General features: G+C 39.7%; 10 protein-coding genes and 1 tRNA gene. 4 read left to right on the forward strand and 7 right to left on the reverse strand.

Translation table 11 applies throughout. The annotated features are described in order from the left end of the window. Window positions 1–399: 399 nt before the first annotated feature. The 3 genes from R3E32_07580 to R3E32_07590 are packed head-to-tail and all read left to right on the forward strand — an operon-like array spanning window position 400 to window position 3,426. Window positions 400–1,713, forward strand: coding sequence for a hypothetical protein (locus tag R3E32_07580; protein ID MEZ4884568.1), 1,314 nt, complete (start codon window positions 400–402; stop codon window positions 1,711–1,713). Further along, on the forward strand, window positions 1,710–2,840 hold the full coding sequence (locus tag R3E32_07585; GenBank protein ID MEZ4884569.1) for a hypothetical protein: 1,131 nt from the start codon (window positions 1,710–1,712) through the stop codon (window positions 2,838–2,840). Before R3E32_07580 ends, R3E32_07585 begins: the two co-directional genes overlap by 4 nt. 4 nt (window positions 2,841–2,844) lie before the next feature. Beyond that, window positions 2,845–3,426, forward strand: a complete 582-nt coding sequence (locus tag R3E32_07590; protein ID MEZ4884570.1) for a hypothetical protein — start codon at window positions 2,845–2,847, stop codon at window positions 3,424–3,426. A gap of 70 nt (window positions 3,427–3,496) precedes the next feature. Here the strand turns inward: R3E32_07590 and R3E32_07595 are convergent, their stop codons facing one another. Continuing rightward, window positions 3,497–9,289, reverse strand: coding sequence for a fibronectin type III domain-containing protein (locus tag R3E32_07595; protein ID MEZ4884571.1), 5,793 nt, complete (start codon window positions 9,287–9,289; stop codon window positions 3,497–3,499). 189 nt (window positions 9,290–9,478) lie between these two features. Then, complete coding sequence (locus R3E32_07600; protein MEZ4884572.1) at window positions 9,479–10,288, reverse strand: T9SS type A sorting domain-containing protein; 810 nt, start codon at window positions 10,286–10,288, stop codon at window positions 9,479–9,481. Between the two features lie 1,149 nt (window positions 10,289–11,437). Between R3E32_07600 and R3E32_07605 the strand changes: the two genes are divergently transcribed. Beyond that, window positions 11,438–11,511: transfer RNA gene (locus tag R3E32_07605), tRNA-Met, on the forward strand. Window positions 11,512–11,637: 126 nt separating this feature from the next. Here R3E32_07605 and R3E32_07610 read toward each other — a convergent pair. The 5 genes from R3E32_07610 to R3E32_07630 form a co-directional block, all read right to left on the reverse strand. Further along, window positions 11,638–13,230, reverse strand: a complete 1,593-nt coding sequence (locus tag R3E32_07610; GenBank protein MEZ4884573.1) for a GMC family oxidoreductase N-terminal domain-containing protein — start codon at window positions 13,228–13,230, stop codon at window positions 11,638–11,640. A gap of 38 nt (window positions 13,231–13,268) precedes the next feature. Further along, the gene (locus R3E32_07615; protein MEZ4884574.1) at window positions 13,269–14,510 is read right to left on the reverse strand and encodes a hypothetical protein; all 1,242 of its coding nucleotides are present in this window, start codon (window positions 14,508–14,510) and stop codon (window positions 13,269–13,271) included. A 61-nt stretch (window positions 14,511–14,571) separates the two neighbouring features. Continuing rightward, window positions 14,572–15,687: an AAA family ATPase gene (locus tag R3E32_07620; protein MEZ4884575.1), complete on the reverse strand. Its 1,116-nt coding sequence runs from the start codon at window positions 15,685–15,687 to the stop codon at window positions 14,572–14,574. Window positions 15,688–15,754: 67 nt separating this feature from the next. Further along, entirely contained in the window at window positions 15,755–16,891 is a 1,137-nt protein-coding gene (locus tag R3E32_07625) for a TRAP transporter substrate-binding protein (protein MEZ4884576.1), read from the reverse strand. A gap of 156 nt (window positions 16,892–17,047) precedes the next feature. Next, window positions 17,048–20,332, reverse strand: a complete 3,285-nt coding sequence (locus R3E32_07630; protein ID MEZ4884577.1) for a hypothetical protein — start codon at window positions 20,330–20,332, stop codon at window positions 17,048–17,050. Window positions 20,333–20,493 lie beyond the last annotated feature (161 nt).

Consider the following 20,493-nt stretch of genomic DNA (forward strand, 5'->3'; position numbering starts at 1 on the left):
TCGACTTCTTCCAACTGCTTTCTCCACTGTCAGACTTACAATCTAATTTGATTGCAGCCAACAATCCAAATACCAAAAAAATCAAATATTTCTAAGCGGAATGTTCGGCTTCATAAACCGAGGGAAAGTCAGATGTGAGGTAAATCCAAATAATCTATTCTTATGGCCACTAACTTCCTAAACCGTATCACCCTCACCCCAATATCTGCCATGGGAAATATTGTATCAGAGGTATGAAGTTTCCTGTTGAGGTGATATTGGATAAGTTGTAACTTTAAAAAAAACGAAGATATAAATGAAGGTATTTGTTTTTTTGCTGTAAAAAATAAACTAAATCTTTCAAATAAAAGAGAATTTTTATATTTTTATGCTAAGTTCATCTTGTTATAATACCTTATTATGGAAGAAAAAAAAATACCCAAAGAAGAAAGAGAAGTAACTCCTCCCGAAAAAGGTGATGTAGAACCAACTCCAAATGAGGATGATGTAGAACCAACTCCAAATGAGGATGATGTAGAACCAACTCCAAATGAGGATGATGTAGAACCAACTCCAAATGAGGATGATGTAGAACCAACTCCAAATGAGGATGATGTAGAACCAACTCCAAATGAGGATAAAGAACTATCTAATCCCTACAAAAAAATATTTTACTTCCTTCTTATTTTCATTATTTGCTTTCTGATTTCACAAACCATTGGTGACAGTTCTTTTATTAATCCATATAATTTAAGCAAACCAAAATTAAGAATTCATACAATAGAAGATATAATAAATGAAAATATTATCCCTATAGAAAACTCTTATTTAATTACTTATTGGAAAAATGCCTATAATTATTCAAAAAAACACCAATGGGATAGTGTTCAATATTTTTTACAAAAATCTAATAAGCATATAGAATCTGATGATAGAGAAAGTCACAAGCAGAAATTTTTATACTCAATACATAATGAATTAATTGGAAAGATACTAAGCGATAATCTTTTAGTGGATAGTCTTTTTAACTTTCTTCAAAACGGAGAAGTTCTAGGAAAGAAAGACACTTCTAAAACAATAAGTGATAGTTCAATAATAAATACTTCAAAGACAATAGAAGAAAATCCTCCAATTAAAAATGAACCTCATAATGAATTAATATTAACTCCTTCTTGGGAATTATTTAGCGATTCAATGACACAATTACTAAATGATAGCATTAAATATTTTAATACTAAACACTTACCTAATAGAGCAACAATTAAGGTATATACAAAAGAAAATAACTCTTTAATAATAGATGTTAATTATGAAAAAGAAATTTATTATAATAATTTTTACCATAAGGATAAATCCCCTTATCAGGTTTTATCTATTATAAAAAATATAATAATTGCTATTGAGAATGATTTTAATTCAGAGTTAAGTTTAATAAAAATAAATGCTTTCACAAATGAAAACTTTAAAGAGAATAATTGGGAATATAATGGTGAAATAGGAGTAATAAATTACATAGAATATTATCATAACGGAATAAGAAAAGAAATGGCAATATCTACAAATACTAAAATAGATGATTTGAAAAATAAATTTCTTTCTATTTATAAAATAAAAAAAATCTTGAATGTATACTTCAAAGATAAAAATATTGATTATGAATTATCAATCAATACTAAAAAGCCGAAAAAACACAATGAAATAAATATTATTTTTGAATTAAAAATAAGAACATGAAAAAGTATTGTATATTATTCATAATCTTAGCAGGTTATTTTTTAATTCCATTTAATCTATTTGGTCAGAAAGATGATGATAGAAAGAAGAATATGGACGAACAAAAATTAACAATTAATAATTTGTGGGAGGATTGCAAACTTGATGATTCCTTTGTCAAACATATTAGTAAGCCACCTAGAATAATCGATGCTCCTTCTCTTTATGAAAAAACAAGAGTAAAATACGCTTTAATATCAGCGTTTTATTATGCTCATAATTGTGACATTAAAAATGCTATTTACTATAAAGAAATGGCGGAATGTTTGTTCAATCAAAATTTAAAAGATTATGAAAGAACAAACCTTGTTAATGAAGGCTATCAAATATTACTTGACACTTTTAATATAGGAGTACAAGAAAAAACAGGCAAATTTGAAAAAAAATGTTTAGATGCTGTAGTTGATAGCATTGAAAAAAAATATAATCAATATAATCCATGTGAAGGTAATGAAGTAGAAGTTAAAGTTAGAAGGGAAAACTTAAAGATAACTATGGATATATCAGTTCCTATCAAATTTAAAAATTGTAACAATGTTAAATCAGTGTTTGAAGCAAAAAAAGATAAATTTGGATTAGGTCATTTAGGACACACTTCCATATATAAGAGAATAGTCGAGTATGTAGAAGATATTTTAGCAAATCATGAGGTAGATAAACGTGAAGTTAATATTGAAATTACAGGACATGCCGATAGCACTCGATTTGATAATCAACCTAAGTATCCTTATAAAGATTATACCATTATTCCTAAAGGAATAAAATACAATTTTACAAATAAAAACGGAAAAACTATAAATGATAAAATTCTGCAAAAAGAAATAAGTAACTATATATATAATAATGAAGAGTTATCTCTTGCAAGAGCTCATTTGGCTAAGGATATTCTAAAAAACATGACTACCAACCCTATATTGTTGAGCGCATTTCATCACAATAAATCAGATAAAATAGGTACATTCAGAAAAGTTGAAATTAGAATTCATATTAATAACGCACTTAATAAATATTTTGAAAACTGGGCACAAAAAATGGAGAGTGAATTAAGAAATAGTAAGAAAAGATGTAAAGATTTATTTAAAGATTAAAAATATGAAAAATAAATTACCGTTAATTTCTATTCCAATAACAATTATAATGTGTATTCTTGCTATTTTTGCATTTATGCGTAATCAACCTAATTTCAGTCCGATAATTCGGAATTTAGATGATGAGAATTGGGAAATAGTAATAGAGAATATAACTCCTAATATTTACATAGAAAATGTTTATTGTACCTTTCCTAGTGCTTTTATGGAAGCCAAGTACAAAACGAACTATGAAATGACGAAAACTGATAATCAATTTACCTTAAATATAAATTTCTTGGAAAGAATAATAAAAAAGAAAAAAGACAATTATCCAAATGGCTTTACACCTATTTGCATACCTATATATTTAAATATTAGGTATATTGAAGGAGGGCGATTTGGGTTTTTTTCAAGTTCCTATAAGTTGAAATCTTGTGTTCATCGTTTTGAAAAAGATGATATTAATGACATTAAATTAATTGTTTTAAAAAATGCAATTACATTAATAGAAAAACATAATGGTAAAAATATTGAACAAAAACTAAATGAATTGTATCACGAGATTTACAATTGTGAAAACAATAAATGTGGGTCTAACCAATAAAAAATGGAATATTGACCAGTCAAAACTCACCAATCAATATCCCATTATCAAAACTCTAATGTTCAGCTATTTAAAACAACCTCCGATACAACACAACCTCCGAAACATTACTCTCCGAACTCTCCAAAGTCACCCGCACATACCTCGTCCGCACATGCTCCACAACACCTTTCCAAAGCCCATAACTCTCCAAATGGTCGCTAAAAAGAGGAGTCCAATCACCAGGTTCACCAACCGAAATAGTGATGTCGCCCTTGCTGTCCATATCACGGATATAGAATTTGGTCAAGTCCGTTTCCTCGCCCAAGTCAATATAGGCATGAGCAGGGTAAGAAACATTGCCATCCGTAGAAGGTCGCCAGATAGTCGTAGGAGTACCACCTTTGTTGGCAGGGAAACCAGCAACAGTTTGTTCATCTACAAGGAGTTGAGCATTTCCTTTGCCCGATTCGTTTACGACCATTGAAGGAGTCAAAGTCATTTTTTCATCCAAAGTGTGGCGGATAGGCAATTCATTATAATTTCCAGCCATCACAAAAACAGGGCGTTCACTCACATTGATGTTCACTCGGTTGTTGGAGATAGACAGTTGATTCACAACACCATCTTTGTCACCATGCTGCATTTCTACCAAGTAAGCATTGCTTTCACCATTCAATTGAAGGCTGTAGTTGTTTACCGTAGTGCCATCACTTGTAGGCGACCAAACAGCGTACAATACATCTCCGTTTTGTTTGTGGCGGAATTGGTAAATCCATACATTCGGGTTGCCGCTCGGGATTTCCTTCTCAAAAGCCATACCTGTAAAGCGGTTTTTCATGGTGTAAACGTAGTACCAACTTGGTTTTGGAGTCCAGTCACCTTTGGGTCCCATCAATCCGCATGTTTGAAACAAGTAAGGGGAGTTGGTGGCTACATCACGGAGCATATACATGGCTGCTTTATCAACCCCTGCGGCTGCTAAAGCCAAGTAAGAACGAATCATCCATTGACCTTGTACTTCTTCGCTGTCGTAAGAACCAATAGAAGGCGCACCTTGTATAGATTCAGAATTGGAGTCATAGCCAAATTCGGTAATCCACACTTCCACACCTGGCAAATAACGGTCACGGTAGTCCACAAACTGTTTCATTACTCCTTTCAAATCATCGTCTTCTGGGCTGATGCCTTTTGAGCCTAAGCTGCGTTGTGCTTCGCCGTCATTGCAGTAGTGATGCACGTTGATGACATCTACTGGGAAGTCACCGCCTCTGTGGTAGTCGCTCCAAAATTTGAGGGTGCGAACGTGGTCGAGATGTGGAACAGCGACACCGCTCATCACCACTTTTGCAGTAGGGTCGGCCGCCTTGATGCCTTTGTTCGGGCCCAATGCGCCCAAGTGTCCGTCTGCATCTGCGCTCGTCATTGCAGCATATTCGTAGGGGGTAAAGTAGGCTTTGCGGTTCATCCACCAAGCATCTTGCTCGTTCCAATTCTCAAAGTATTTCAGGACTCCCAAACCGCTGACTCTCGGTTGGTCGGCTCTCAATTTCAATTTGTTGTCGGCTACTTGTGTGTGTCCAAATCTTGCAGCGAACTGATACATATAGTCTGCGTGTTCGATGTAAGAATGTGGGTCGGTGGCATCTTTGCCTTCTCTCACAGGTTTTTCGTCCAGTTTCCATTCTTCGTAGCCTGTCATGAAGAGCGTTGAGCGCAACAATGAAGGAGCTACGGTGATGTCTGCGTTTAGTAGGTTTTGGTAGTATCTATCGAAGTTCCAATTGACTGCGCCAGGATTGAAGGCACATTCGTTGTTGGGATAGCCGACATAGTTCACATCTTGGTTTCCTTCGTCCCACAACCATTGGTGGTATTCCCGAATAAAACCCGCTACTTCCATATTGCCATTCGGATCGTCAATGAATGCGTTGATGCCGATAAATTCGTTCACTGCTGGCAGTTCATGTTTAGTAGGAGCTGGCACTGTTTCGGTGATGGGACTTTGAGCAGCACCGTACAGCACTATTTCCGACATCCTTGTGGCTGGGGCTGTGATTTCTAATCGGATGTAACGGGTAGTAATCGGGTTGTTGGAGTAGTCGTGTTTACTCCACTGGTCGGGCTTGTTCATTTCGTCGGTAAAGAGCGGTGTCCAATTGAAGGGTGTTCCTACAAACACATTGATGGGTTCGTTGGGCGTTGCAGTGGTTTTGTTGCCGTCATTGTAGAGGAATATTTTCGAGATTTCGTACTCTGTGCCTAAGTCGATGAGTGCAAAGCCAGAGTAGAGCCAAGGATTGCCGCCCATTGTCCAGTAGTTGACAGGTGCTTCACCATCGCCTTTTTCTGGGTCGCCTACCAATAGTTGTTCATCAACGAGTTGTGTAGCATCACCTTGCACCGATTCGTTGAGAATCATGGCTGGGGTCAAGCTGATTTTCTTGTGTGGGCCGCCTACGATTAAGTCCGTTTTGCCTTCTGCCATGTTGGAGAGTGCGCCCAAATTGAAGTTTTCATCCACGCCTTGCAGCACAAAGTAGTAGTTCACATTGTCGCCCAATTCTTTGACTACGACGGATTGTTTTACGCCCTGATTTGTTGGGGCCAACATACCGTGGTACATCGTAGCATCTTTGAGGTTTTTGGCGTTGATGGGTGAGGCACTGTATCGAAGGAGGTAATAGGTGGATTTGCCATTGTTGCCATCTTCACCTGGAGCCGTCCAACTGAGTTCTACCGTTGAAGTTGTCGAATGGGTAGCTTCAAGGTCGGTGATGGCTCCTGGCAAAGTGGTGTCAATAGTTTGGGAATGGGCTTTTTTCCCGTACAAGACAATTTCTGATACATTGCTACCTGCTTCCATTTTGCTGATGCGGAGATAGCGTGTATAGACCTGTGTATTGTGTTGTGTCCAAGATAAGTAGCCTGTGAGATTATCGGTCAATAATTCGGTCCAATTTCCTGGATAACCGTAAGAAATTCGCAAATCGCCCGTATTGCTGCCATCGTACAAGAATATTTGGGTGATTTCGAAGGCTTCCTTCAAGTCAATGTACGCATGAGCAGGGTGTTTGATGTTGGGCCCCCAACCTGTCATCCAAGTTGTCAATGGCACTCCGCCCACACTGTTCAATACGTTGCCTGCCAAATTTTGTTCGTCCACCAACTCACGAGGGTTGCCAAATCCACTTTCGTCTGTCACCATTGAAGGGGTCAAAGTCATTTTGGCAACTGCTCCAATGGCTTTTGTAGTCGTTGAAGTGGTGTTAGAAAATCCTGTCACATTGCCGTTTTCATCCGAAGTTTTGATGGCGAAATAAAGTGTTTGATTGGGCTGCAATTCGTTCACCAAAATCATTTGCTTCGAACCCCCTTTTGCAGGTAACAAAAGGTTTTTTACTTTCAATGCGCTGTTGAAGTTGGCAGTCGTGATGTTGGAAGTGCTGTATCGGATGTCGTATTGCTCGGCAGTGCTGCTTACTGTCCAACTCAATTGAGTAGAAAAAGCGGTAGTATTGGAAGCCTGCAAATCGGTGATGGTCGTTGGCGCATTGCTGTAATCTTCCTCTTCTCCATTTCCATTGTCAATGATTTCTTTGGTTCGGGCTTCTGCAATGTTGGAAATAGGGGAAACATTTTGCATCTCGTCTTTTACCTTCAATGCGAAATAATAACGGGTATTGGGCTGCAAACCTTTGATTTCCATTCCCTGAAAACTACCTGCGGCAAGGGGTGTAATCGGGTTACTGACCACAGTGGCATTTGCAAAATTGGCGGCTGTGATGGGGCTAATACTGTATCGAATTTCATAGCTTTTGGCTGTTCCTTCTATACCGTCATCACCTGTTGCCGTCCAATTGAGCCAAAGATTTGTTTCGCCTACTTCGTTGATATTCAAGTCTGCAATTGCTGCTGGCGCAATGGAATCTGTTTCTTCTTCGTCAATGATTTCTGCTTGGGTGTTGGCTACTGCAATATTGGAAATGGCAGAAATATTGGGTACTTCGTCCATTGCCTTCAATGCAAAATAGTAGCGGGTGTCGGGCTGCAATCCGCTTACTGCAAGGCTTTCTGATTCACCAGCCAATTTTGGAGTCAAGTTTTGGCTGATTTCCATTGCATTCATGAAATTGGCCGCAGTGATTGGATTTTCACTATATCGAACCTCATACGCTGCTGCTGTTCCGTCCGAACCGTCGTCACCTGTTGCTCTCCAATTGAGGGTCAAAGTGGTTTCGGTGATGTCGCTTGCTTCCAAATCTGCAATGGCAGCAGGGGCTTTGATGTCAATGTTGATTTCGCCATCTCCTTCGCCTGATCCGTTGGTGATGCGTCCGTACAAGACGACTTCCGAAAAATTGGCATTTGCAGAACTGCGGGTGAATCGAAGGTAGCGTGTTTTGATGTTGATGCTGTGTTGTTTCCATTGAAGGTAGTTGTTCAAGGGTTCTTCAGTCAAATAAATCCAACTGCCTGGTGCGCCGTATTCTATCGTCACATCGCCTACGCCATGTGTATCAAACAAAAAGATTTCCTCCAATTCGTAGGTTTTTCCCAAGTCTAAATACACGTTTGCAGGATACAAATCGCTGTTCCAACCTGGAAACCATACGGTTTCGGGTTCGCCTCCAAATTCATTGAAGGGGTCGCCTGAAATATCTTGTTCGTCTATCAACATACTGGCATCACCTTCTCCTACTTCATTGATGGCTATGGCATTCGCCATTTCTATCTTACCAAAAAAGCTACTCTCTCCCAGGGTTTTGCCTGTGGCAATGTTGGACAAAGGCGACACATTGAAGGCTTCATCGATGGCTTTCACTGCAAAGTGATATTCTGTTCCTTCTGACAAATTGAGTAAGGTAATGCTTTGTCTGTTTCCTGCTTCTTTGGGCTGCAAAGTTTGGGAATAGACAACAGCATTGGTAAAGTTGGCATTGGTGATAGGGAAAAGGCTGTATCGAATGTCGTATTGTTTGGCTGTGCCTTCGTTTGCATCGTCTCCAACGGCTGTCCATTCTATTGTGGCAGTGGTAGCAGTGGTTTGTTTGACTTGCAAATCAACAATTTGTGCGGGGCTTTTGTCGTCATCGCTGTTGGCATTTGCTTCTTGTCCGTATAGCAATATTTCGGAAGCATTGGAGGCAGATGATTCACGGGTGATGCGGATATAACGGGTGGTAATATCTGTTTCGTGCTGTCTCCATTGAAGGTAAGTAGAAAGCACATCAGTAAATAAGGGCATCCAATTGCCTGGATAACCATATTCAACTGTGATATTGCCGCTGTTGTTTACATCGAATAGGTAAATGTACTTCAAATCGTACTTTTTGCCTAAATCAATGTAAGCACTTGCTGGGTAAAAGACTGGATTCCATCCTGGAAACCAGATGGTTGTTGGAACTCCTCCCATGCCATTCAATGGATCGCCTGCAAATTCTTGTTCGTCCACCAACAAACGGGCATCGCCATTGTCGGTTTCGTTTGTTACCATTGCAGTAGAAAGTTCTATTCGTTCAACGTTTGTTTGGGCTTGAAGCGAAAAATTGAGCAGCAATAAAAGTAACAAGGTGCTGGCAATTTTCAATACATAATCGCTCAATAATACGGTTATGCCTATACGGTAAAGATTGGAACGGAGACTGGTTATGTCTTGTTTTTTTGTTCCAATGGTGTCTAATTTGAGGCTACCTATGGTCACTTTTTGCTGCAAAAAGATGGCATTGCCTGTTGGTAATTCGATACTGTGTGTAGGGGCAGTTGTGATAAAGGCACTGCTGCTTAGGTTATTGGCTGTAAGTTCGCCTGTAATGTCTGTGCTTTGATATGGATTAGAAAAGAAATTATTTAGAGTATGTATATTTTTATTATGTGATTTCATGGTCACTTATTTTATTTATGGGATTTGGAAAATGGAAATAGTGGGCTTTTGGGACAGTGGACGGTGGACGAGGAACGGTGGACAAAATAGGATAAATATTAAACGAGTAATTCGTTCGCTTACCTTGTTTATTCATCAGTCGTCAAAATCCATCAAAAGAGCATGTCAAAAATCGTCAATCGTCAAAGATTAGTAAATAGAAAGTTTAGTGGTCAAAACTTCTGTTTCGCCATAGACTGAGAGAAGGTACAAGCCTTTTTCGATACGCCCTAAGTTCTTCAACTGCATGGTGGTCAAGCCTTCGGGAATGTCTTGATGAAGAATGGTTTTACCTGTGATGTTCTGCAAAATGAGTTCTTTGAAAGCGTGATTTGCAGGTAATTGAATGTTGGTAAACTCAGAAGCGGGATTGGGAAAAACACTTAATTCATTTGTTACCATACCATTATTGACCAGTGCATCTATTCCTACACTTACATCTTCTGAGCCAGTGCTGATACTCAAATCCTTCAAGTAAACTTCACCTTCGTAATTGAAGCCAGGATTGACACAAAATAACATATAGGGTATTTCACCTGTTTGAAGTTTATCTATAATCGAGCTGAAATCGTAGGTAATGGTCGCAAATTTTTCATTGCTGACGACTGTTTGAATCACATTGACATCACTTGCAGTAGAATACGTACCATCGTGCAAATCAATTCGCATATCAATTTGTTTGGCAGTTTTCACTTTTACACTGACCAATAGTTCGTCTTTTAGATCTAAATCTAAGTCGGCTAATTGAAGGGTAAAGCCTTCAAAAGGATGTTTGTCCATACTGACCTTCAAAATGTCTTCGTTTGCTGCAAAACTAAAATTGTCATTGCCATACCAAGCTACTACGGGGCTATTTTGGAGAATAGGGCTTGTAGTTTGAGCTTTGGTTGTTGAAAAGATGGTTCCGCCTATCCACACAGGCAGTACAAAAAGCATTAATAATGTTATTGTTCTAAACATGATAAATTATGATTTTGGGTGGTGAAATGAGGTGCTTATGGGTATAGCAATCCCATCATTTGTTGGGCTTGCAAAATCCATAAATACCAATTGGACTTCGGGCTTAAATGGCACTTTTCTCTGTTTTTCTCAGTTTTGTGTTTCTTACTATATGGTGTAATTGTCTTTTCTAAAAAGGCATTGCCGAGTGTATGGAGTCGAATATTGGGCTTGTCTTCTCTCCGCACAAGGCATACCTTTTTCTTCTTACATTCTCCCTTAGTTTGAGGAAAATACAAGTAGAGATTTGGTAAAAATATAGGGTGTGATTGGATAAAAGATGGGTAGTAACCAAGCGACAATTGCTTGATTTGAAGGCTTATGAAAACGCTCTACAAAGATTGGGGGTGGATTGTGTCAAGCCCATCGAGAGAGGGTTTCATGCCAGCTAACCCAGTCTTAATGAGAGAAGAAAGTATTCAAATACATAGCTCAAATTCAGGTTCAAAACATGAATTGTGCCTTGTATAATAAACGTCCTTTCGCACATTAAAACGGCTTATCAACCTACACAAATAGGTTTACCAGCATCCAAAAGAATCAAAATGAAAATTAAAAGAAAATCAAGAATTGCTGATGGTCAGCATTTCATGAAATTGGGCTTTTAATTGGTTCATCGTTTCTAAAAAGTACTATCTGTGGGCTTGAAAATCAGACAGTACACTGGATGAAAATTAAAATTTCATGGTGTATAAATGTAGCAATTAGGTTAGGTTCGTTCGTGGTTAGCGAATGGGCAGATTATTGGTGTTGGTTGGCTGTGATAAAAACATTGAAAAAGTAAATGGGCTAATAAATACTTCGTCTAAATTTTTATCTGGCTACTATTCACCAAAATCTTAGGGTGTTGGTGGATCGTCACTTCGAGAATGCGATTGGTTAAAAAACGCATGTATTTCTCTCAACGTTCGCTTAGTTTTACGCTATGTATTTAAAAAGTGTTACAGTTTGTGGCAAAAAAAATTACTTTTTTGTGACACTGCATGATATATGGTTCATATCCTTCAATGGTCGGTTTGATTGCTTCGATGAACAAATGGCATTTTTTCTATAAAAATTGTATTTTTTATTACCACTCTTAGAAAAAATACTATATTTGCACCCGCTTTTGGCGAGGTAGCTCAGTTGGTTAGAGCGTCGGATTCATAACCCGGAGGTCGAGAGTTCAAATCTCTCTCTCGCCACGAATTTATTTTGCAGTGCCCTTATAATCAATGTATTATAAGGGCGTTTTTTATTGGGCGTACACAAAGCTTTATCATAGCACCTCGCTGCTCCGATTGAAAAGAGATATTTTAGACACCAATACTTCATTTTCCACTCCCACCAACCACCATATCCGCCCCCTTCTCTCCTATCATGATAGCTGCGGCATTGGTATTTCCCCTCGGCACATTCGGCATAACAGAAGCATCTATAACCCTCAGATTCGGAATACCATGTACTTGTAATTGAGGATTGACCACCGACATCGTATCCACGCCCATTTTGCAGGTTCCACACGAATGATACACCGTTTTCATGTAGGCTCGAATATGGTCTGCAATGGCCTCATCCGTTTGAAGGAAAGAATTGGGTAGGTGGTACCCTTTGAAGTAGCGTCGAAAAGGGCTTGTTTGCAGCAAGCGATACGCCAATTTTACCCCTTCTATCATGGTCTGCAAATCTTGTTCGTGACTCAAATAACGAGGGTCAATCAGTGGCGCATCTTTGGAGTTGGGTGTATCCAAAAGAATTTCGCCAATACTTTTGGGCTGCAATAAAGTAGGCGCAAGTGTACAACCTTTGCCTTTGGGACGGACAAAACTGTGTTGGTAATAAAACGCAGGGCTGAAGTGAAACTGCAAATCAGGTGCTTCCAAATCGGGATGTGTTTTGACAAAACCACCCGCTTCCGAAGTATTGCTGCTCAAAGGGCCTGTACCGAAATGCTCGTAACGTCTATGGTCGAGCCACGTTCCCGCACTGTCAAAAGTACGCATGCTTCCCTTCAATTCGGCAACGATTGGAACCAGCAAATGGTCTTGTAGGTTTTGCCCAACTCCTGGCAGGTGTTTGATACAGGTGATGCCTTTGTCGTGCAGGTGCTGTTGATGTCCCACTCCTGAAAGCATCAAAATCTGAGGGCTTGCAATCGCTCCTCCGCACAAAATGACCTCTTTTGCAGCTTTTACGGTATGCAATTGTCCGTCCTTTTCATATTGAACACCGACTGCCTTAAAACCTTCTCGCTGGACATTTTCAATCAAAATCTTGTGAACGAGGGCTTCTGTAAGCACTTCTAAATTAGAGCGATGTGCAATAGGGTGCAAATAAGCTGCGGCTGTGCTGTGGCGTTCACTGTTTTTTTGGGTCACTTGATACAAGCCAAAACCCTCTTGTGTTACTCCATTGAAATCGGTATTGTGTACAAAACCCAATTCTTTTGCCGCTTCAACAAGCACGGTTGAAATTTTGAAGGGCGAGCGCAAATTGCAGACCGAAAGCGGGCCATTTGTGCCGTGGTACTCATTGCCGCCATTTTCTTGGTGTTCTGCTTTTTTGAAGTAGGGCAAAACAGATTCGTAGTTCCAACCTTTTGCCCCCAATTCTTCCCAATAATCATAGTCCAAACGATTTCCACGCATATAAATCATGGCATTGATGCTGCTCGAACCGCCCAATACTTTTCCTCTCGGCACAAACAAACAACGGTTGTCGACATGGCTTTGGACTATGGTTTCAAAGGCCCAGTCAAATTCCGATTTGAAGAGTTTGGAATAGCTTGCAGGAAGCAAAATATCGGGTGAGTTGTCCTTTTTACCTGCTTCTAGTAGCAATACCTTGTGGTTTGGATTGGCAGACAAGCGATTCGCCAACACGCAACCTGCTGAGCCTGCACCTATGATGATGTATGTAAACATGATTTTCTGTTTTAAAAATCCAATATCAAACTTCCTGATTATAACGGATTGCTGTGATTTCGATATCCTCCTAACGAAGCCGCGATTAACAAATTCTGTAACCAGTCATGATGATAGACAAATCCGTTGAGTCTTGCCGCAGGACTGATTAAGACAGCTGATTCATCCCAAGCCTGTAAACAAGAGGGTGAAAAATTATGAAGAAGGGCAAAAGCTCTGAAATTATGAGTAGTGCTAAGTATATCTCCATGAAACATTTGGGAGTTGTTGGCATGTCTATTCATTGCCCTCATGGATCTATCTATCATGTTGGAGGTTTTGTGTGCTTTGGGAAAGTCAAAATGTGCTAACCACTTGTTTTTCTTTTTACAGAGTTTAAGAATATTATCTTTCATGGGGCAGGAAGGCACATTCTTAGCTGTCCATTCCCGAAGCCTTCTTATATGTTGTGCGAATTGTCTTTTTGAAGTAGTTCGATAAGCCTTCCACACCTTATCTGCTGCTGTATTGAAATAGTCTTGAATCTTTTTTGTAGCTCTGTCTCTAATTTTTAGAAAGGCGTGTAAGAAACATTCAATGACTTGAATATTTGGATAGAGTTTTTGCCATGCGTTCTGTGTAGCTGTCCACCCATCTGTATTTACTGTATTAGGTTGGTAGTCAGATGACACATCCTCTGCTTCTTGTTTGAATACACCATAAGCTTCTTCCAAAGAATCCGCATCTGCGCCAGAAGAAACTTCCATACCTAAAAAACAGTTTTGTCCCACAGTTGTAGCCACATAAGCTTTTTTACCTTGTATTTTTACATGGTGTTCATCTGCTAAAATATCGGAAGGTAATTTTTCTGGGTCATGGATGGTTGTGCCTACAATGCTATAATCACTAAAACAATTATAGAGGCGGTACCACCACATCGCATTGTATCCAAAAGCAAATGCCAATGCCCAGAAAGGAACACCGAACCGCTTTAAGAACAAGCCTTTAGAAGCTATATACGTCTTCGCTCTGCAATAAGGCAGAATGAAACTTGGGCGTATTTGATAATTTTGTCCCGCTACTTTTATTTTTCGCATTTGGATATTCATTTTTTTCGACGGCCGAGTTTTGCCGTTAAGCACATAACCTTTAGTCATTTGTGCAGGAAATAACTCGGGGCTTGTTGCCCATATTTCGCTAATTATTTGGCGAGCTATTTTTGGGTCGTTTAAAAATGAATCGTATTTATTTTCCAAAATCGGTAATACAATCGTACAATTTTTGTTAATTTGAGATGCCATTGAATTTGCACTTGTTTGGTTCGTACTTTAAACATAAGCTTTTTCAGTGGCTTTTTTATTATCACAGCAAAACGTTACAATCAGCAAAATTGAATTTTTGTACCAAAAACGAAGTGACCTCATCATCTGTCAATATTTTTTTGAGCGTCACGAGGTTCTCTTTCTCTTTGTGAGCAATCCTAAACATGGATTGAATCTTGTGGTAATCCGTAGCGACACTCGGAGCTAATAAATTTTGAGGATAATCATTTCTTTTGACAAATTCCTTTATAAAATATAAAACCATTTCGGAGTTATAAATAGCTGTTTTCGCATCTTCACTAAATACATAACCATCATACCACTGCTTCAAATCTTGCATTGCCTGCTCTAATTTCTCCTCCTTCAATCCCAAATTCTGCAACAACCCTCGAACTTCCTCGTCCGTAAAACCCATCATCCCAGAAAGTTCCAAATCTGTACTCACATCCGTAGCATTGCTAAAACCACTCGTCAAGCTATCAAAAGTAATGGGTGTAACCCCTGTAATGAAAGTTCGGTCAATGATACCTTTATCTGCCCCAATTTTCAAGGTTTCATAAAATTTTCGCACCCAACCATTTATGCTTACAATTTTCTTAAATTCTTCAAACCGATAGGCAATCAATTCATTGGTGAATTGGTCGTACTCGTCTATCAATACATATATTTTTTTCCCTTTTCCTTCACTTTTGACCCAATTCCACAATTGTTTCATTATGTCTTCTGGTGAAGCTATATTGATCAATGTTTTTAAATGCTCAGAGTTAAAAAAAGCTTTATAAGTCGTTAGAAAATCTTCTACACTATAACGAACACTGTTTAAAAAGCCTCTGTAGGAGATTTCATTAGTAGTTGTATTGATACCCGAAAAATTAAACTTTAATATCAAATAGCTGTTTTTCAAAGCAGTAGGGTGTTTCCCTGCATAAAAATCTCCAAAAAGTCGGTCAAATTTATCGGCATGTTCCAAACCATAGTAGTGCTGTAAGATAGACACAAACAAGCTCTTTCCAAATCGGCGAGGACGCAAAAAAAACAAATGTTTCTCACTCATGCCCTCCAATTTTTCGAGGTAATTGGTTCGGTCAATGTAAAAATAACCCTGTGATACCAAGTCGTCAAAACTGCCTACGCTGCCATAAGGTACTTTCTTCATTTGAAGCTTTAGGTTTAGAGATTGAAGTAGAAAGATAGGTATTTTTTTCAAAATGGTCAATTTAATTTTAACCTTTAATCAACCCATGATAAGCCCCTTCAGTCAAATCGTACCACGGATTCGTCAATTTCTGAAATGCTTGGTAACTGTCATAAACCTTCCTACTCATTGCATCTCCTTCAACAACTTCTTCTACCACTTCTTTCGCCAAAACCCTAAATTGGTCCAGCACATCCTTCGGAAAAGTCCGCATTTTCACCTTTCCTTCCTGCAAAATCTTAGCTAAATACAAGCTATTTTGTCGGTCAAATTCTCCCAACATCCACGCCTGAATCCGCATCGAAGCCGTAAACAAAGCCTCTTGCAAGTCAGTGGGAAGTTGTTCGTAAGTAGGTTTGTGTATCGTAAATTCGGTTTGACCACTCGGTTCGTGCCAACCAGGAGAATAGTAGTAAGGCGCAATCTTGTGGAAACCCATCAAATAATCGTGGTAAGGACCGACCCATTCGGTAGCGTCAATGACTCCCTTTTCTAAATTGGTGTAGATCTCGCTGCCAGCTGTTACCATTGCAGTTGCTCCCGCCTTTTCCAAAACCTTGCCGCCCAGTCCAGGCATCCGCATCTTCAAGCCTTTGATGTCGGCAATTGAGTTGATTTCTTTCCGAAACCAACCGCCCATTTGTACGCCTGTACTACCGCCCAGAAATGGAATCAGATTGAAAGGTGAGTATGCCTCCTTCCACAATTCATAACCATCACTATTGATGAGCCAAGACTGCATCTGCTGGGCGTTCATCCCAAACGGAACTGCCGTAAAAAAAGGAGCCGCCGCCAATTTTCCCGACCAAAAAAAGGAAGTCCCATTACCCATCTCCACCGTTCCACTTGATACGGCATCAAACACCTCCAAAGCAGGTACCAATTCACCTGCCCCATATACCTTGATGTCGATTCTTCCATCGGTCAAAACCTTCACCCATTCTGCAAATAGGTTTGCCGACTCCCCCAAAATCGGAAAATTGGGCGGAAAAGTTGTGACCATTTTCCACTTGTACGATTTGCTTTTGGAAGTGTGAACGTTTGGGGCGATGACGGTTGTATTTGATGGATTTTTGTTATCATCGTCAGAGCAGGAAGAGGATAGTAAAGTTGAAGCACCGAGTGCGAGTAAGGTGCTTTTTTGAAGGAAAGTTTTTCGGTTCATGTTTTGTATATCTTAGAAGATGGAAGTTGGAACTTTTTAGTCAAAAATTCAAGTGTAAAGAATCTTTTTTAAAAATTGTTGGCAAAGGTTACACTAACCTCTACCAACAATTCCGTTCATCGTCCACCATCCAACAAAGCGACCGTCAGCCGTGAACTACTCCAACTCAATCTCTTCCACTTTCTTAAACAAACTATATTCCACCTTATCCACTTCCGCTTGATATTCTTTCCACAAACCTGACTCTCCAAAAAAGGCATTGATACGCTCAATAATTGCGGTAATTTCCTTTTTGGTTTTATCAACGGCATACAATGCATTGGATTGAGGCGCACCATTTGCATTCCCGATAAAAGACAAGGCTCTATACAATTCATTTTGTAGTGTAGGTGTAGCCCCATGAATCCCCTTCAAATCTGTTGGCAACATATATACCTTCATCATGTTGGAAATGCTGTCTTTCACAACCTTTGCTTTCTTGCCAATATTTTTTTGGAGTGTATCGACCACTTCTGCAAACTTCAATTGTTTGGCCACCATATTCATCGTTTTCTCGGCTTGTTTCAATTGATTAAAACCTTTGGTTGCTTTTTCAATCCACGGAATAAAATCTTTTTCTGCTGCTTTTTGTGCGGTTACCTGCTCCAAAGTTGTTGTACCTCTTGGGTCTAATTTCACATTGACCGAAGTAGAATCCTTGTAGTCTTTCCAGGACAGAATGACTTTGTAACTACCCGGCAGTACCCTTCCACCGCTTGGAGGATCGGCATCAGGTTTGGTGTCTTCCCTTGAAGGAAAATGCACGCCATTCTCATTGAAGCCCCAAAAAATACGGTTCAAGCCCGTGTCAATTTTTGCAGAATAGTTGCGGACAGTATCCCCATTTTCATCAAAAATAGCAATATATACTTTTTTGTCGTCTCGTTTTTTATCTGTTTTCAAAGAATCCTCCTCCTCTTTTTCAGGATTTGCATCAGCCATATCCATTTTTGAAGTGGAGCTTTTGGCTTTTTTATCTTTGACTTTGTTATTCTTGCTTTTTTCAGCTTCACTTTTATCCTCTTTTTTGGTTTCCTTCACATTTGCCCAAAAACTAATCATTGCTCCATTACTTTTGTTTTTTCCTCGGTAATGAGCATCAGCACCAAAACGCACACCATCCACCGAACGAAAACTGACCATATATGCATCAGGAGCTTCAAAAACGTGGAAGTCTTTGTTGAAGATGTTTGCATTGTTTTGTGCCAATTCTCGAAGTGGTCGAATGTCGTCCAAAATATAAGCAGCCCGTCCAAAAGTACCGATAATAAGGTCATGTTCGCGTGGGTGAATCTTCAAATCGGCTGTCGAAACGGAAGGATAATCGTGCATCCATTTGTTCCAAATTGCACCACCGTCAATCGAAACATACAAACCATAATCTGTTCCCAAAAACAATAATTTGGGTTCAATAGGGTCTTGTACAATCGAAATGGCATGACCTTCTACCTTGTTTTCGTTTACAATTCTTCTCCAAGAACTGCCGTAGTCAGTAGTATGGTAAACATAAGGCTTCCAATTGTTTCGGCGGTAATCGTTGGCTACAACAAAAGCCTCACCAGCATTTTTCTTTGACACTTCAATTTGTGGAATCCAGCTACCTTTCGGCAATTCCGTCAAACGGCTCGCCAAATTTGTCCAGTTTTTACCGCCATCTTTCGTCAATTGAAGGTTGCCATCGTCCGTGCCTACCCAAATCACTTTTTCGTCCACAGGACTGGGCGCAATGGCAATAATGGTGGTGAAATTTTCGGCACGGGTAGCGTCAATTGTTAAACCACCGCTTTTGGCTTGTTGCTGTTTGGTCGTGTCGTTGGTGGTCAAATCGGGAGAAATAATTTCCCACGTTTTGCCGCAATCCAAACTTTTGTGGAGGAATTGACTTCCAAAATACACACCGCAATCATGGAAGGGGTTTTGGGCAATACCTGCGTTCCAATTGAAGCGGAGTTCTTTGCCATCGGGGTGATTGGGTTGGATATAGGTATCAAATCCCGTTTCTCGGTCATAGTAATATACATTGCCGCCTTGATACATGGCATAACCATAGCGGTTGTTGTCGGGTCTTGGCACGACATCAAAACCATCTCCAAATACCAATTCTCTCCAATCACTGTTGCGAATACCGCCTGATTTCCAGGCATAAGCAGGGCCAACCCATGAACCATTGTCTTGCATTCCGCCATAAATATTGTAGGGAATGTCCATGTCATAATTGATGTGGTAAAATTGTGCCAAAGGTAAATTTTCGACAAAACGCCAATTGTCGCCTCGGTCTTGCGAAATCGCCATACCGCCATCATTGCCGACCATCAAGTGTTGTGGGTTGTTGGGATTGACCCAAAAAGCGTGGTAATCGGGGTGAACATCGTTGTAAGGAATCAGGGTTTCAAAGGACTTACCTCCATCTTCGCTCTTGGTGACTACTGAATGAATGCTGTAAATTCGGTTTTCATTTTTGGGATCGACAAAGATGTCGGCATAGTAAAACGGGCGATTGCCTATATTTTTCGTGCCTATTTCTTTCCATTTGAAGCCGCCATCTTCGCTTATGTAGAGGGCATTTTTTTTGGCTTCAACGAGTGCATAGATGATTTTGGGATTGGAGGGCGCAATTGCCAAACCGATTCTACCCAAATCACCTTTTGGAAGTCCGTCTTCATCTGTGCGTTTTTTCCAAGTGTTGCCGCCATCGAAGGTGATGTACAGTCCCGAACCCTTGCCGCCCGAATTGAAAGTCCATGGTTTGCGGCCATATTCCCACATTGCAGCTACGAGTTTGTTGGGATTGGATGGGTCAATGACCAAATCTGCACAGCCCGTTTTTTCATCGACATACAAGATTTGTTTCCAGTTTTTGCCACCATCGGTGGTTTTATAAACACCTCTTTCCTTGTTTTCGCCCCAAGCCGAACCCAAAGCTGCGACATACACGATGTCGGAATTGTTGGGGTCAATGAGGATGCGGTGAATGAGTTTGGTGTTTTCCAAACCGAGGTGTTTCCAGTTTTTGCCGCCATCCAAACTTTTGTAAATACCGTTGCCGCTGTTGAGGGAGTTTCGGGGATTCCCTTCTCCTGTTCCTGCCCAAATAACGCCTGTATTGGTTTGGTCAATGGCTACTGCCCCAATGGATTGTACGGGTTGGTCGTCAAAAACAGGCTGCCAATGAATGCCATTACTTTCGGATTTCCAAACGCCTCCTGAGGCTGTGCCAATGAAAATGGTGTTGGGATTGTTCAAATCCACATCTATTGAAGTGACCCGTCCGCTCATACCTGCGGGGCCGATACTCCTCATTTTCATACCCTTCAATTGTTTTTTGATGTCAATTTTTTGGGCTTGGATTTCTGATGAGAAGAGAGTTACTATGAATAGTAAAGAGAGTAAAATAAATCGCATAGTTTGGTAATTGCTTGTTTTTGGAAAATGGCTTCAAAGATAGGTAATTGAAGGGAATTGAGGCAGGAGAGAAGTTTGGTTTTTTGTGCTAATATTATCAGTCAAATGATTTCTATAGAAAATTAAACAATACCGACTGGAAACCATCAAATAGACACAAC

The sequence above is a fragment of the Chitinophagales bacterium genome, from assembly GCA_041392475.1.
Lineage (GTDB): Bacteria > Bacteroidota > Bacteroidia > Chitinophagales > UBA2359 > JAUHXA01.